Raw genomic sequence first — 14,875 nt, 5'->3', positions numbered from 1 at the left:
TGTTCTGGAGGGACTTCTATGAGTGAATTTTCACATTGGAATGAAGAAGGAAGACCTAAAATGGTCGATATATCAGAAAAAGACATTACGACAAGAGTTGCAATTGCGCAGAGTACAATTTCAATCTCAACGGAGTTATATGAAGCCATTCAAAATGGATTAATTAAAAAAGGTGATCCACTAAATGTTGCACAAATCGCTGGAATTATGGGAGCTAAAAAAACTTCAGACATTATTCCAATGTGTCACCCAATCGCACTTTCAGGAACTGATTTTACTTTCGAATATGTAGAGGCACCAAATGGATATGATTTAATTATTCGTGCGACAGTGAAATGTACTGGAAAAACTGGAGTTGAAATGGAGGCACTTACAGCTGTAAGTGTAGCTGGCCTTACATTTTACGATATGTGTAAAGCTGTAGATAAAAGTATGGTCATAAAAGAAACGTTTTTAGTGCAAAAAAAAGGTGGTAAAAGCGGCGACTTTTTCCATAAATAAGATCGGCAAAAAAAGCTTAATTGATTAGTAGCTTCTACTATCTAATCAATTAAGTTTTTATCAAACACAAAAACTGAAATCGCAAGATCCTCTTCAACTTTCATATCCGAGAAAAGATTGATAAACTTTGCATTAACGATTTCTTCTAACTTAACCGGATGATTTTTTGCATATACATCTTGAATCATCTTAGTTCTGGCATTATGTACAATATCACGCCCTTCAGAAGTTTGAGCAATAAATAGCTCAGTAGGTGTCAGATTCCCATACAAAGTTGATACAGCCATATTTTCAACAAAAACAGTATGGATTCTTTCAGGGCCCTTACCAAATAATTCTTTACGCAGTTTTCGTATATAGTCGTTAAATTCATGGATAACTTTAGACATTATCTATACCCCTTGCATTCATTTTGTTTTTTTTATCATAAAGCAATGATTCGAAAAATTAAAGAAAACTTTTAGTGAACGTCTTTTAAAGACTTAATTACAATGCTCCACCATCAATACAATAATCGATTCGATTTTTGTATAATGGTGTTTTTTCAGTAGGCTAACTTATAATAAAAGTATTTCATAAAAAGGAATTGAAAGCGATGAAAAAAAACTATTCCATTTTGCAAATTGTAGGCTATCAAAATAGTGGAAAAACAACACTTACAAAAAAGCTTATTAAACAGGCCAATCAAAGAGGACTAGTAGCTGCCACTATAAAACATCATGGTCACGGGGGTGCGCCTGATACAGAAATCGAACAAAAAGACAGTAGTCGTCATTTAGATGCTGGAGCAATCGTTTCTAGTGTTGAAGGTGATGGAGTCTTGCAATTAAGAACAAATTTTATCAATTGGGATTTAAAGAAAACAATTCAATTATATCGTCTTTTTTCACCTGATATTATTTTTATTGAAGGTTATAAAAGGGAAAGTTATCCAAAAGTAGTATTAATAAGAAGTGAGGATGATTTAAAATTACTCGATTCATTAACGAATATAATCTGTGTGATCAGCCATTTTGAAATTGAAGAGGGTAGATTGAAAGATTATCAATATTTCCAACTTTGTAATGAAGATATTTATTTTGATTTCTTGATGAATGAAATTTCAAAAGGTAATTTCATAGATGATTAAAAAAACTGAAAATATGGTTTATGTTGAAATGAGGAATTTTAATTGTTTGAAGAGTTTTTAATTCCCCTTAAGATTTCCCTTAAGGTTACAATCGTGGCAGGATTTATTGTTATTATTTTAGGGACTATAGTTGGAAGAATTCTCTCTTTGAAAACCTTCAAAGGTAAGACTCTCCTTGAAACAATTTTAATGTTACCTTTAGTTCTTCCTCCTACAGTTGTAGGATTTTTACTATTAGTCATTTTCGGAAGACAAAGCTTCGTTGGAAAAATGATCGAATGGTTGTTTAAACAGCCAATTGTTTTTACATGGTGGGCCGCTGTCATTGCATCAATAGTTGTAGCGTTCCCACTTATGTATCAATCTGCAAAAACTGGATTCCTTGGTGTAGACAATGAGATTGAAGAAGCTGCTCGAGTTTGTGGTGCAAACGAATGGAATGTTTTTTTCTTGATCTCAATTCCTCTCTCATTAAAATCGATTATCTCAGGTAGTATATTAAGCGTTGCAAGAGTATTAGGCGAGTTTGGTGCTACACTTATGTTTGCAGGAAACATACCAGGAAAAACACAAACTGTTCCAACAGCAATTTATTTAGCAATAGATGCAGGAAATATGAAAATGGCCTGGTTATGGGTGCTTTCAATGATTTTAATTTCGTTTATTATGCTGTTTGTTGTACAGTTAAAACAAAAATGATTTTTTAGTTTAGTATTGTCTTTCGTGAATTTATAATGCCATATGTAGGATGTTTTTCCTTTTTATTACTAAAATAAAACAGAATGTAAACAGTAGAAACTAAAAAAGAAAGGGAGGAAGGCATGGCAAATAAAATAGAGTTAATTAATCTTGCAGTAGGATTACCGAGTAAAATGGAATATGGCGAAAACAAAGAAATGATAACAGGTATATGTAAAGAAGGGATAGAAGAAGTTTACTTATCAAAAGAAGGCTTTAAAGGTGATGGAGTAGCTGATTTAAAACATCACGGTGGACCAGATCGAGCTGTATGTGTGTATGCATATGAACATTACGCACTTTGGGAAAAAGAGTTTAATCTAAATTTACCACTTTCAGCATTTGGCGAAAATATTACTGTCACAAATATGTTAGAAAAAGACGTACACATTGGTGATGTCTACCAAATGGGTGATGCAATTATACAAATTACACAAAGTAGAATACCTTGTGACACCATTACAAAACGAACGAATGTAGCACTTAAGAGAATCGTAGAAACTGGTTTTACAGGCTACTTATGCCGTGTATTAAAAGAGGGAACAGTCAGAAATGATTCGAAAATAGAATTAATCGAAACGCAAAAGAATAAAATTTCGGTTCTTCATTGCAACGAGATTTATTTCCATGATCCAAAAAATGTTGAAGGAATAAAAGCGATATTGGAAGTTCCTGAGTTAGCTGAGGATTGGAGAATTCGGTTAAATAAGCGTTTGGATGGTTTAGTTTAAAAGACTAAGGATAGAAAAAAACAGTTATTTCTGTTTTTCTATCCTTTTTTTATTTAAGTTTAGTTACTTTCTATTTGTACGACTAATTAGCATTTATGTTAAGCATGTAAATCGAAAATTTATAGTAAAAAACACCCTTACCTCAAAATGAAGTAAGGATGTTGTTGATCAGTTTTAAGTTTCCATTCCTTTAAACTCTAACGTTCCTATTTTCTTAATTCACCAGTCGATTCCCTAATAATCAGTCTAGTAGGCAATAAGATTTCATGGATTGGCTCGTCTTTGTTTTCAATTCTCCAGCATAATTGTTCAACTGCTTTTTTACCGAAGAAGTTTAAATCGACATCCATTGTCGTCATTTTTGGTGTTGCAATTTGAGAAAGTTGGCCATTGTCAAAACTACATACAGATATGTCTTCTGGTACATTGAATCCTCTTCGTTGTAATTCAGTTTGAATTAGAAAACCAAGTCCATCATTTACACAAAAATAGGCTGTAGGTTGTTTTGAAAATTGATCGAGTAAATTTATTATATGGGACTGTTCCTCTTTAGCGTGATTTAATAGTAGATTTTCATCAAGTTTTATTCCATATTTTTTAAGAGCTAAAAAATATCCTTCTAATCTTTCTTGGTAGCTTGGTGAAATGTCTACATCTCCAACGAAACTAATTTCTTTATGTCCCAATTTAATTAAATGCTCTACAGCTGTAAAAGCAGCAAAGCGATTATTTGTTAATATTGAATCAGCATGAAGGAATGGTTCATGGTGATCAATTAGTACGGTAGGAATCCCGGATTTTATTACTTTCGCAGTGTAGTCAGTATTAATATGAGACAAGATTAATAATCCATCAATTTCTTGATTCGTTAATAAAGTAGGCATAATTAAATTTTCAACCGAATGCTGATCGATTGATTCGATTAAAAAGTTAATGTCTTTAGCTTTTAATTCTTTTTGAACACTTAAATAAATTTCACCAAAAAATCCTGTTAAAGAAAACGCAAGATCAGATGCAATTAATCCAATTGTTTTGATTTTTTTTTCTTCAACTTGTTTTTGAGTACGAATAGTTGAATAAGAATAACCTAATTCATCTGCAGTATCTTGGATCAGCTTTCTTGTTTCTTCGCTAACACCAGGTTTTCCGGATAAAGCCTGTGATACTGAGTTTTTTGAGATATTTAATCGTGTCGCAATGTCTTGCATTGTCACTTTCTTTTCCATTTTTAAATTTCTCCCCTAAATCAATCTATCTAAATTATATCGTAAAATTGATTGTAAGTATATTGTAACGTTACAAAAATTGCAATGCAAATTTTTGTAATGTTAGTAAATTGACTATTTTGTTAAAAAAATATGAAAATAGTAAAAATCAACTTGACTAAAATCAAGTTAGGTGAAATAATCAGCTTATAAGTTAGTTTATAACGTTACAGAATAATATTTATGTATATTTGTAATGTTAATTGTAATGTTTAATTGTGAATTAGAAGTAATGAATAAAGGGCACGGATAACTATTTTTATGAATGGCCTAACAACTATTATACTTTTATTCAAGTATTTGTTAGCGCTTCCAGATGATTGAAATTACATAGTTTATAAAAATTAGTCCACGTGTTTTTCTTTTGAAAAGAGTTTTGATTCTATCTTAATCATTGGAGGAAATACCAGATGAAAATGAAAAAAGTATCATCAGTCTTATTAGCAGCTTCATTATCTGTTGCTAGTTTATCTGCTTGTTCTACAGGTAATAAGGAAGTAAAAGGTGGAGCAAAAGATGGGGTAACGACAATTGAATTTTGGGCGGCACCAAATCCGACTCAACAAGTGTACTGGAAAGATGTAGCCCAACAGTTTACGAAAGAGAATCCTAGTATCAAAGTAAATGTAAGTCCAATGAAGGAAAGTCCAACATCTGAAGCTAGTATTCAATCTGCCATTGCAGGTGGAAGCGCTCCGACAATGTCTGAAAATATTAATCGAGGATTTGCTGCACAGTTGGCTGATAGTAAAGCACTTGTTCCTTTAGATGAATTAGATGGCTTTGACAAGTTGAAAGAAAATCGACATATGAACGATACGATGAAAGGTTGGCAGTTTGCTGACAATCACCAATACGTAATACCAATCTACTCAAATGCAATGCTATTTGGATGGAGATTAGATATTTTAAAAGAATTAGGATTTAACACGGCACCTAAAACGTATAGCGAAATGTTAGCGGTTGCGAAAAAATTAAAAGAAAAATATCCAGATAAATATGTTTGGGCAAAAGCAGATCTTGCAGATCCTACAGCTTGGAAAAGGTGGTTCGACTTTTTCATGTTATATGATGCGGCATCTGAAGGTAACAAGTTCGTAGAAGGTTCTAAATTTACTGGTGATAAGAAAGCCGGAGAGCAAGTTTTTAATTTCATGAATGACTTACGTAAATCAAATGCACTACTGACTAGACAAGCTAAAGATCCATTTGAAACTGGATTAGGTATCTTTACTGATATTGGCCCTTGGACAATCTCATATTGGGCAGATAAATTCCCAAATATGAAATTTAATGAGACATATACATTATCTACACCACCGGTTCCAGATGGTATGTCTGTTGAAAATGTTAAAACATTCGCAGATACAAAAGGTTTAGTAATTTATGCTTCTGCTACAAAAGAGCAACAAAAAGCAGCGATGAAGTTTATCAATTGGGTGTATTCAAATCCTGAAAATGATTTGAAATGGCTTGAGAAAACGAACTTACCACCAGCACGTGATGATTTAACAACAAATGATACATTTAAGTCGTTCTTTGATAAAAATCCAGCATTACAACCATATGCAGCAGCCGTTCCTAATGCGATCCCGCCAATGGATAACGCAAAATACAATGATATTCAAACTTATATTGGCCAATATGCATTCAATCCTGTAGTAAAAGGTGAAAAAGATTCTAAATCTGCATGGAAAGACATGAAAGAGGCTATTGAGGGGGCTCTTAAGTGATGAGCACGAAACAAGGAAGGTTGGGCTGGCTATTTGCCAGTCCTTATCTTATTTATGCAATAGTTTTTTTCCTAATACCACTAGTGTGGTCGTTGTTTCTATCACTGACTGATTGGAATTTAATCGCTCCAACGTTTAGCTTTGTTGGAATCGAAAATTATACAGAAGCTTTTAAGAGTCCTGGTGTACAAAGCGCATTTTTCGTTGCTTTCAAGTTTATGGCACTGTTTGTACCGATGGTTGTAGCATCTTCAATCATTGTGGCTTTAATCGTTCAAGGTTTACCAAAGTTTAAAGGTTTATTTTTAATCGGATTTTTTCTTCCGTATCTAGCATCAGGTGTAGTTTCTTCATTAATTGTAAAAGGATTGCTTTCATACAACAGCCCGATTAATGAATTCTTAAGAAATTCATTTGGTTTAGACATTAACTGGTTAGGGTCGCCGTTTGGTGCTTTATTCACTGTAGCGGTTATTATTGCTTGGAAATTTACTGGTTACTATGCATTAATTTTAACTTCCGGTTTTGATAGCATCGATAAAGAAGTTTATGAGGCAGCCTTAATTGATGGGGTAACACCAATGCAACGTTTTTGGAAAATTACTTTTCCTCTATTATATCCAGCATTATTTACAGTCCTAATTTTATCAATCGGTGTAACATTTGGTATTTTCACAGAGGTTTACCAATTAACAGGTGGGGGACCGAATTTCGCAACGAATACATGGCAAATGGAAATCTTTACGAGAGCATTCTCAAATCTTCAAGCTGGTTATGCATCTGCCATTGCGATCATTGCCTCTGTAGTAACATTTATATCAATTTTTATTATTCGAAAACTTTTAGAAATGTGGGGAAAACGAAATGGTTGGAATTAAGAAAAAAGGACTATGGTTTCGTTACCTGATTGCCTCGATTCTCTTACTAGTTATGATTTTTCCATATATTTATATGGTTTTAAACTCATTCGCTGATTGGAATCAAGTGGACCGAAAATTAATTCCAACAGGTTTTACTTTGAAATCATATAGCTGGTTATTAGCTGGCGGTGAATCGGCAATACCAAGGCCTTGGATCAATGCTTTTTTTAATAGTTTCTTTGTATCAGCTGCCTCTACATTATTAATGATGGTGACAGCGGTTATGGTAGCATACGCACTTGCTAAAATTCCTTTTAAAGGAAGAAACTTTATTAATAACTTTATTTTATTTCAAATGTTTTTCCCAGCGATTATTTTATTAATCCCTACATTCCTTGTCATTCAAAAAATTGGGATGTATGACTCATACTGGGGAATGATATTGCCAAAAGCAATGAGCTTATGGGCAGTCTTTATGTACACAAACTTTTTCAAAGCTATTCCTGAAACATTTATTGAAGCAGCAAAATTAGATGGGGCTAGTGAGTGGCAAATCATGTTTAAAATTGTTCTGCCGATGTCCAAATCAATCACAACTGTTATTTTCCTCTTCTTATTTATGGAAAGATGGACTGAGCTTTTATGGGACATGTTAGTTGCAAAGAGTGACAATATGCTAACGCTGAACGTTTTATTATCTCAAATGTTTGGACCTTATGGCGGTTACCCAGGACCAATGTATGCAGCAGCAGTATTACTTACAATACCTATCATTATTATCTTCTTACTATTTGCTAAAAAGTTTAAAGAAGGTATGCAATTTACACTTAAGTAATTCATGGATCGGAGTTCTAACATAATGGCAAATTGGTGGAAGAAAACTACATTTTACGAAATTTATATGCCGAGCTTTATGGATGGTAATGGTGATGGCATTGGGGATTTTGCTGGTATCATTTCTAAACTCGATTATTTAAAAGAATTAGGTATCGGTGGAATTTGGCTAACTCCGTATTACCCATCTCCTAAAGTTGATAATGGTTATGACATTTCAGATTACTATTCAATTGATCCGGATTATGGAACGATGGAGGACTTTGAATTATTTATCAAAGAATCACATAAACGAGGAATTCGTATTATTGCTGATTTAGTTTTAAATCATACATCCTCTGATCACCAATGGTTTAAAGAATCAAAATCCACTAGAAATCATCCAAAACGAGATTGGTATATTTGGAGAGATAAACCAAATAACTGGGAATCGTTCTTTGGTGGAACAGCTTGGGAATATGACGAAATCACAAACCAATATTATTATCATGCATTTGCAAAAGAACAAGTCGATTTAAACTGGGCAAATCCAGAAGTAAAAAAAGCGATGTTTGATGTAATGGACTTTTGGCTTCAAAAAGGAATAGATGGTTTTCGTTTAGATGTCATCAATTTTTTAAAGGTAAATAATTCGTTTAAAGATAATCCAAATGATCATAAAAAGAATGAGCAACTTCATTTACATGATAAAGACCAAAAAGGAATCCTACCAGTCATTTCTGAAATAGCCGAGTTTGTAAATCGCTATGAAGATAAGTTTTTAGTTGGGGAAGTTGGATCTGAAGATTTATCAATTCTTAAAGACTATTCAGGCGTTCATAAATTAGATGTTGTTTTTAATTTTAATATTGGAAGTATTTCAGAGTTTGATTCAAACAAGATTTTTCAACAATTATATGAAATGGAAGAAGCTTATGATGAAAATCAAATTCCAACATTGTTTTTCTCAAGTCATGATATGTCCCGTTTTATTTCAAGATTTGGCGGAGATGAAAAGCGAGCAAAACTAATAGCTACATTGATGCTTACAGCTAAAGGTGTCCCATTTATTTATTATGGCGATGAAATTGGCATGCGAGATTGGACTACTGATGACATAAAAAAAATGAAGGATGTTCAAGGATTGACCGCATACGAATTAATAATGCAATCGACAAATTCGGAAGTTGAAGCATTAAAAGTAGCCAATGAGAAATCACGAGATAAATCTAGAACACCAATGCAATGGAATTCACAAGCTAATGCTGGTTTTTCCACTGTTGAACCATGGATCACAATACCAAGTCAAACGCTTGATATTCATGTTGAAAATCAAATACAGGACTCAAATTCAATGCTTTCTTATTATAAGAGCTTGCTGAAACTAAGAATACAGCATACTTCATTGCAATTAGGTCAGTACGAATTATTAAAGTATGAAGAAGAATTACTCTATTTTATTCGATCGTATAAAGATGAAAAAATGATCGTGATTTTAAATTTTTCAAATGAACCCAAATTAATAACACTAGATTCATTTACACAATTACAACTTAAATTACTACTTTCATCTAAACGTATTGATTTAGAGATTACCAAGGATATAAAGGTTTTACCAAATGAAGCATTAATTTTAAAAGGGGAATAAGGAGAATGACATTTAATCAGAAGCAAAATGCTCAAACTTGTGAAGAGTTAATTCTTGAATTTACGGCGAAAATGCAACCAACTAATCCAGAAAAAATTGTTTTTACTGGAGTCGGAAATAATGATGTTTATAATATCAGTGCTCCTTTTGAAGACGAAGGTGAGCTTGTTATTGCTGGCCGGGTCGAATCTCGTGATAGTGAGCATTCAGTTGTTTATTTTTTCGTTAAAAAAAATAGAGAGTGGGTACGTAGGGAAGAGTCACCAATTCTTGAATTACAAGATCCATTTTTTACAAGAATCGCTGGAGAACTAGTGGTAGGAGGAGTACAAATCTTTCCACATCCAGAAAAAGATGGGGAATTAGGCTGGAGAACTGTTTTTTACAAAGGTGATTCAATCGCAAAGTTAGAGGAATTTGCAAAAGGTCCAGATGGTATGAAAGATCTCCGTTTAGTTGAGTTAAAAGATAAAACAATCGGTGTTTTAACTAGACCACAAGGTGAAAAAGGCGGCAGAGGAAAAATTGGTTGGACAACGATTCCATCACTTTCAGAATTAACGATTGATGTAATTAATAATGCGCCATTACTTGAAAATCAATTTATTGAAGAGCAGTGGGGCGGAGCAAATGAAGCTCATCTTTTATCGAATGGAAAGATTGGTGTGCTAGGTCATATTGCTAGTTTTGATGAGGAAGGAAATCGTCATTATTATCCAATGATATTTGGTTTTGATCCCCAAACAGGAGCGTTTTCAAAGATGGAATTAATCGCGACAAGAAGTCAATTTTTACCTGGTCCTTCAAAGCGCCCAGACTTAATTGATGTTGTATTCAGCGGGGGATTGGTTCGTCATTGGAATGGTACAGCTGAACTTTATGCCGGAATAAGTGATGCAGATGCTCAAAAAATCACGATGGTCGATCCATTTTTACAATTCGAACAATAAGTACTAATCATACGCCAACAAAGGAGCTAATAAAAATGAATGTATATAGATATGAAGAAAACCCATTAGTAACACCACAAAGTGTAAAACCACATCGTCCTGATTTTGAAGTAATCGGCGCATTTAATGCAGGGATTGCAAAATTTAAAGATGAAATTATTATGCTTCTACGTGTTGCAGAACGCCCAATTAGTGAAGATCCTAACATCATTAAATCACCTGTCTTTAATCCAACTTCAAATGAACTTGAAATTTTAGAGTTTAATGTAAATGATCCAAAATATGATTTTTCAGATGTACGTACAATTAGTGAAAATAATGATAAACAAGGCTTTAAATACTTAACTTCACTTTCGTATTTACGGATTGCTCGTAGTAAAGATGGGCACCAGTTTACGATCGATGAAAAACCATTTCTATACCCTTCAAATGAATTAGAGTCTTTCGGGATTGAAGATCCACGAATTACTCAAATTGGTGATACATACTATATCTATTTTAGTGCTGTTTCACCTGTAGGTGTTGGTGAGTCAATGGTTTCAACGAAAGATTTTGTAACAGTTGAGCGTCACGGAATGATTTTTGCACCTGAAAATAAAGATGTATTAATTTTCCCTGAAAAAATTAATGGGAAATATTATGCACTTCACCGACCGGTACCGAAAAGTATCGGCGAACCAGAAATTTGGATTGCTGAATCTCCTAATCTACTACACTGGGGAAATCATAAACATCTATTAGGCTTAAGAGAAGGTATGTGGGATAGTGCTCGAATGGGAGGTGGAGCTGTTCCATTTAAAACAGAAAAAGGTTGGCTTGAATTATATCATGGAGCGACGGAAGATCACCGTTATTGCATGGGTGCCGTTTTACTAGATTTAGAGGACCCTACTAAAATTATCGCTCGCTCTAACCAACCAATCCTTCAACCAGAAGCAGATTATGAAGTAGAAGGATTCTTTGGAAATGTAGTCTTTTCATGTGGAGCACTAGTTGAAGGGGACGTTGTTAAAATGTTTTACGGTGTGGCAGATACTTCAATGGCATGCGCTGAATTAAGCTTAAAAGAAATACTAGATTCATTAACTTATTTATAAACAGAACGTTTGTAGAAAGGATGACATAAACCAAGGAATAGAAATTTACGCCAAATTTAACGAAATGAAACTTTGTTGAACAGTGTAAACGACTCTTGCTTTATGCATCCTTTTTTATCGAAAAATGAGTTGGAAGTTGAAACTATTGAATGAGAAATGCGACTAAAAAGTTATCGGATTTATATACAGAGGTAGCTAAATGCGGGGAACTAGCTTACTTTTGATTAGTTTTAGTCGTTCTTGTAAATAGCCGCTCCTAATAGAGGGGAATAGATTAATGCTTCAAATTTTTAAATCTTTTTCTGCAGAATTAAAGTTCTATTTACTGATGAATACTTTCTTTTCTTTTGGAGGAGCCTTATCAGGAATCTTTCAAAGTGTATTTTTATGGAAGCTTGATAAAACATACTCACTACTAGCCTATTTTAGCCTATATTGGTCAGTTGCCATTATCTTTTGCTTTGGTATTTGTGCCTGGATAGCTAGAAAAACGAGTCCAATGATAACGATGCGATTAGGATTTATCTGTTACTTAATTACCTATTTAATTATGTTACTTTACCATTCAACCTTGAACGAGCATATTTTATTACTAGGATTTTTAAATGGATTAGCAATGAGTTTGTATTATGTAGGCGTTCATTTAGCTGTTTTAGATTTAACGACTAATGAACAAAGAGACAAGTTTTTATATGTTCAAGGAATCTTAATGACAATCGGAGGGGGAATCGCACCTCTTCTATCCGGAATCATTATTTCCCAATTTAATGGAATGACAGGATACTATGTCATTTTTACTGGTACTTGCGTATTCTTCTTTATTTCTTTTTTGACTTCTTTAAAGGTAAAAGGAAAACCTGTTTCTGCAAAAAAGTCATTTTCTTGAAGTTGTAAAAAATCCTTCAAAAGAATGGAAAAAGATGTACTTAGTCATGTTTTCAGATGGAATAGTATCTGGGGTGTACACAACCTTTTTAATTACGATGATGACGTTCAAAATAGCTGGTGGGGAATTAAATCTCGGAATCTATCATACTGGAACACAGTTTGTTGTCGTTTTAGCATTTTATTTTTTAGCTAAACTAACGAATCAAAACGATCGAATGAAGATTTTTGCTGCTGGATCGATCTGTATACTGCTGAGCTCTTTTCTAATTTCTTCTTTACCTTACCTTATTTCACTAGTTATTTTTGGAATTGTCTCTCCAGTTGCAATGAATATGATCAATACATCTATGAATGCGATGATTTATGAATCAATTGAAAGAGATCCGAATTATAAGGCTAAACGCTTAGATTATATTATCATTCGAGAAATCCCGCTTGGAATTGGGAGATTGATAGGGGTATTTATTTTTCTAGTCATGGGTAAATACTTCGATCTCGAAGCACTTTTACCAATTTCATTTAGCTTTTTTCCAATTATCTATGTAGTAATGATTCCAATTCTTCATTTGATTTGGAAGAAACCAATCAATAAGGCCATGCTTCACTCAAAGGAAATATAAAAAATTGATACATGGGAGGAAAATTTATGTTAGGTGCAATCGAAGCAGGGGGAACAAAGTTTGTATGTGCTATTGGAGATGAAAATGGAAATTTAATTGAGAGAATTCAAATTCCGACAACGATACCGGATGAAACGATCCCAAAGGTGATTGAATTTTTCGATAAGTTTCCAATACGAGCAATAGGAATTGCTTCGTTTGGTCCAATTGATGTGAATAAAGAAAGCGCTACCTATGGAAATATTACTTCAACACCAAAAAAAGAGTGGAAGAATTATCCTTTTCTTCAAGTATTTAAAGGCCATTTTTCAGTCCCAATTGGTTTTAATACGGATGTGAATGCAGCGGCATTAGGTGAGGCTATGTTTGGAGCAGCGAAGGGTTTAGATAGCTGTCTTTATATAACAGTTGGTACTGGAATAGGTGCTGGTGCCATTGTTAATGGCGAGTTGCTTCAAGGCATTACTCATCCTGAGATGGGGCATATTTTAGTAAGACGACATCCACTAGATCAGTACAAAGGAAAATGTCCTTATCACCGTGATTGTTTAGAAGGGTTAGCTTCTGGTCCAGCTATTGAAGCCCGTTTTGGAGAAAGTGGTGCAAGCCTTGTCAATCGAAAAGAGGTTTGGGACTTAGAAGGATACTACATTGCACAAGCACTTATGCAATATATTTTAATCTTATCACCTAAGAAGATTGTCCTTGGTGGGGGAGTTATGAATCAAAAGCAAGTTTTCGATAAGATCTATCAATATTTGAATGAGCTAGTTTGCGATTATGTTAGTTTACCAGAGTTATCTGAATATATCGTATCACCAGGCTTAGGAGATCATGCTGGAATTACTGGAGCTCTTATGCTTGCACAAAATGCTTTAAATAAAAATGCACTAGTATAAATAGCCTATAGGAGGAAATTAGCATGCAACCATTATTTTTAAAACCGGTATTTAAAGAACGAATATGGGGTGGAACAGCTTTAAAATCCGATTTTAACTATGATATACCAAATGAAAATACAGGTGAATGTTGGGCAATTTCAGCTCATCCTAATGGAGCATCTATTATTGAAAATGGACGATTTGCAGGGATTACCTTAAATGAATTATGGGAAAAGCAACCGGAGTTATTTGGTCACCCAAAGGATGAGGTTTTCCCACTATTAACGAAAATATTAGATGCAAATATGGATTTATCCGTTCAAGTTCATCCCGAAGATTCTTATGCAAAAGTGAATGAAAATGGTGATCTTGGTAAAACAGAATGTTGGTATATTCTTGATTGTAAAGAAGATGCGCATATGATCTTTGGCCATAACGCTAAAACAAAAGAGGAACTAATTAGTCAAATTAAAGAAGGCAAATGGTCAAATTTACTTCGCCGAGTAAAAATTAAGCCGGGGGATTTTTTCTATGTCCCAAGTGGAACGATTCATGCATTATGTGAAGGAACGCTCGTATTAGAAACACAACAGAGCTCTGATACAACTTATCGGGTTTACGATTATGATCGAAAAGACCATGAAGGAAATTTAAGAGAGCTTCATTTAAATAAAGCAATCGATGTCACAACAATTCCACATCAAGAACCAGAAGTCGAATGTAAGACGGAAGAAAAAGAAAATATAAAGATTAATACATTTGTAGATTCGGAATTTTTCACTGTCTATAAATGGGATATTACTGGAAAGGCTTATTTAACCTATAATGATCAATATTTACTATTAAGTGTAATAAACGGTAATGGAAAACTAATCCATAGCGGAGAAGAGTATCATTTAACAAAAGGCTCGAACTTTATCATTCCTGTTGGATTTGGGGAATTTGTTTTAGATGGAGATTGTGAAATAATTGTTTCGCATACCTAAAAAATATTGAAAAATAAAGGCGTCGCTTCAGAGGG

The 14,875-nt window shown here is 33.8% G+C and carries 16 protein-coding genes; 14 read left to right on the top strand and 2 right to left on the bottom strand.

Annotated features, from left to right (window positions below):
- Nucleotides 1-18 precede the first annotated feature (18 nt).
- Complete coding sequence (gene moaC, locus CN925_RS04170; RefSeq protein ID WP_098845002.1) at nt 19-501, top strand: cyclic pyranopterin monophosphate synthase MoaC; 483 nt, start codon at nt 19-21, stop codon at nt 499-501.
- Nucleotides 502-542: 41 nt separating this feature from the next.
- Here the strand turns inward: moaC and CN925_RS04165 are convergent, their stop codons facing one another.
- Nucleotides 543-890: a Na-translocating system protein MpsC family protein gene (locus CN925_RS04165; protein WP_098845001.1), complete on the bottom strand. Its 348-nt coding sequence runs from the start codon at nt 888-890 to the stop codon at nt 543-545.
- A gap of 206 nt (nt 891-1,096) precedes the next feature.
- Here CN925_RS04165 and mobB point away from each other — a divergent pair, with 206 nt between their 5' ends.
- The 3 genes from mobB (at nt 1,097) to CN925_RS04150 (ending at nt 3,099) form a co-directional block, all read left to right on the top strand.
- Nucleotides 1,097-1,630: a molybdopterin-guanine dinucleotide biosynthesis protein B gene (gene mobB, locus CN925_RS04160; RefSeq protein WP_098845000.1), complete on the top strand. Its 534-nt coding sequence runs from the start codon at nt 1,097-1,099 to the stop codon at nt 1,628-1,630.
- 42 nt (nt 1,631-1,672) lie between these two features.
- Nucleotides 1,673-2,329 (top strand): molybdate ABC transporter permease subunit, encoded by a 657-nt coding sequence (modB, locus tag CN925_RS04155; RefSeq protein ID WP_098844999.1) that lies wholly within the window; start codon nt 1,673-1,675, stop codon nt 2,327-2,329.
- A 122-nt stretch (nt 2,330-2,451) separates the two neighbouring features.
- On the top strand, nt 2,452-3,099 hold the full coding sequence (locus tag CN925_RS04150; RefSeq protein WP_098844998.1) for an MOSC domain-containing protein: 648 nt from the start codon (nt 2,452-2,454) through the stop codon (nt 3,097-3,099).
- 206 nt (nt 3,100-3,305) lie between these two features.
- Here the strand turns inward: CN925_RS04150 and CN925_RS04145 are convergent, their stop codons facing one another.
- Complete coding sequence (locus tag CN925_RS04145; RefSeq protein WP_098844997.1) at nt 3,306-4,325, bottom strand: substrate-binding domain-containing protein; 1,020 nt, start codon at nt 4,323-4,325, stop codon at nt 3,306-3,308.
- A gap of 449 nt (nt 4,326-4,774) precedes the next feature.
- On the opposite strand from CN925_RS04145, the gene CN925_RS04140 reads away from it, so the two are divergent.
- The 10 genes from CN925_RS04140 (at nt 4,775) to manA (ending at nt 14,840) form a co-directional block, all read left to right on the top strand.
- On the top strand, nt 4,775-6,097 hold the full coding sequence (locus CN925_RS04140) for an ABC transporter substrate-binding protein (RefSeq protein ID WP_218937216.1): 1,323 nt from the start codon (nt 4,775-4,777) through the stop codon (nt 6,095-6,097).
- Nucleotides 6,097-6,975, top strand: coding sequence for a carbohydrate ABC transporter permease (locus CN925_RS04135; RefSeq protein WP_098844996.1), 879 nt, complete (start codon nt 6,097-6,099; stop codon nt 6,973-6,975). The genes CN925_RS04140 and CN925_RS04135 overlap by 1 nt, the downstream gene beginning before the upstream one ends.
- A complete protein-coding gene (locus tag CN925_RS04130; protein WP_098844995.1) occupies nt 6,962-7,792 on the top strand; it encodes a carbohydrate ABC transporter permease in 831 nt (276 codons plus the stop codon). Before CN925_RS04135 ends, CN925_RS04130 begins: the two co-directional genes overlap by 14 nt.
- Nucleotides 7,793-7,816: 24 nt before the next feature.
- Nucleotides 7,817-9,418, top strand: a complete 1,602-nt coding sequence (locus CN925_RS04125; RefSeq protein ID WP_098844994.1) for a glycoside hydrolase family 13 protein — start codon at nt 7,817-7,819, stop codon at nt 9,416-9,418.
- Nucleotides 9,419-9,423: 5 nt separating this feature from the next.
- On the top strand, nt 9,424-10,368 hold the full coding sequence (locus tag CN925_RS04120) for an MTP-1 family protein (protein ID WP_098844993.1): 945 nt from the start codon (nt 9,424-9,426) through the stop codon (nt 10,366-10,368).
- 35 nt (nt 10,369-10,403) lie between these two features.
- Nucleotides 10,404-11,465, top strand: a complete 1,062-nt coding sequence (locus CN925_RS04115; RefSeq protein WP_098844992.1) for a BtaManbiosPhlase — start codon at nt 10,404-10,406, stop codon at nt 11,463-11,465.
- Between the two features lie 277 nt (nt 11,466-11,742).
- The gene (locus tag CN925_RS04110) at nt 11,743-12,351 is read left to right on the top strand and encodes an MFS transporter (RefSeq protein WP_098844991.1); all 609 of its coding nucleotides are present in this window, start codon (nt 11,743-11,745) and stop codon (nt 12,349-12,351) included.
- Between the two features lie 34 nt (nt 12,352-12,385).
- Nucleotides 12,386-12,973, top strand: coding sequence for a hypothetical protein (locus CN925_RS04105; RefSeq protein ID WP_142339183.1), 588 nt, complete (start codon nt 12,386-12,388; stop codon nt 12,971-12,973).
- A gap of 26 nt (nt 12,974-12,999) precedes the next feature.
- Entirely contained in the window at nt 13,000-13,872 is an 873-nt protein-coding gene (locus CN925_RS04100; protein WP_098844989.1) for an ROK family protein, read from the top strand.
- A gap of 23 nt (nt 13,873-13,895) precedes the next feature.
- Nucleotides 13,896-14,840, top strand: a complete 945-nt coding sequence (manA, locus tag CN925_RS04095) for a mannose-6-phosphate isomerase, class I (RefSeq protein ID WP_180232836.1) — start codon at nt 13,896-13,898, stop codon at nt 14,838-14,840.
- Nucleotides 14,841-14,875: the final 35 nt, after the last annotated feature.

The organism is Bacillus sp. AFS055030 (assembly GCF_002574545.1).
GTDB lineage: Bacteria > Bacillota > Bacilli > Bacillales > Bacillaceae_G > Gottfriedia.
The sequence above is the reverse complement of the archived record's forward strand: the minus strand, read 5'-3'. Positions and strand labels throughout refer to the sequence as shown.

Excerpts from the sequence above, each read along its gene's own strand:
- CN925_RS04135 (WP_098844996.1), top strand. The coding sequence starts at position 6,097 with ATGAGCACGAAACAAGGAAGGTTGGGCTGGCTATTTGCCAGTCCTTAT.
- CN925_RS04145 (WP_098844997.1), bottom strand. The coding sequence starts at position 4,325 with ATGGAAAAGAAAGTGACAATGCAAGACATTGCGACACGATTAAATATC.
- manA (WP_180232836.1), top strand. The coding sequence starts at position 13,896 with ATGCAACCATTATTTTTAAAACCGGTATTTAAAGAACGAATATGGGGT.
- CN925_RS04150 (WP_098844998.1), top strand. The coding sequence starts at position 2,452 with ATGGCAAATAAAATAGAGTTAATTAATCTTGCAGTAGGATTACCGAGT.
- CN925_RS04125 (WP_098844994.1), top strand. The coding sequence starts at position 7,817 with ATGGCAAATTGGTGGAAGAAAACTACATTTTACGAAATTTATATGCCG.
- moaC (WP_098845002.1), top strand. The coding sequence starts at position 19 with ATGAGTGAATTTTCACATTGGAATGAAGAAGGAAGACCTAAAATGGTC.
- mobB (WP_098845000.1), top strand. The coding sequence starts at position 1,097 with ATGAAAAAAAACTATTCCATTTTGCAAATTGTAGGCTATCAAAATAGT.
- CN925_RS04120 (WP_098844993.1), top strand. The coding sequence starts at position 9,424 with ATGACATTTAATCAGAAGCAAAATGCTCAAACTTGTGAAGAGTTAATT.
- CN925_RS04165 (WP_098845001.1), bottom strand. The coding sequence starts at position 890 with ATGTCTAAAGTTATCCATGAATTTAACGACTATATACGAAAACTGCGT.
- CN925_RS04115 (WP_098844992.1), top strand. The coding sequence starts at position 10,404 with ATGAATGTATATAGATATGAAGAAAACCCATTAGTAACACCACAAAGT.
- CN925_RS04100 (WP_098844989.1), top strand. The coding sequence starts at position 13,000 with ATGTTAGGTGCAATCGAAGCAGGGGGAACAAAGTTTGTATGTGCTATT.
- CN925_RS04140 (WP_218937216.1), top strand. The coding sequence starts at position 4,775 with ATGAAAATGAAAAAAGTATCATCAGTCTTATTAGCAGCTTCATTATCT.
- CN925_RS04130 (WP_098844995.1), top strand. The coding sequence starts at position 6,962 with ATGGTTGGAATTAAGAAAAAAGGACTATGGTTTCGTTACCTGATTGCC.
- CN925_RS04105 (WP_142339183.1), top strand. The coding sequence starts at position 12,386 with ATGTACTTAGTCATGTTTTCAGATGGAATAGTATCTGGGGTGTACACA.
- CN925_RS04110 (WP_098844991.1), top strand. The coding sequence starts at position 11,743 with ATGCTTCAAATTTTTAAATCTTTTTCTGCAGAATTAAAGTTCTATTTA.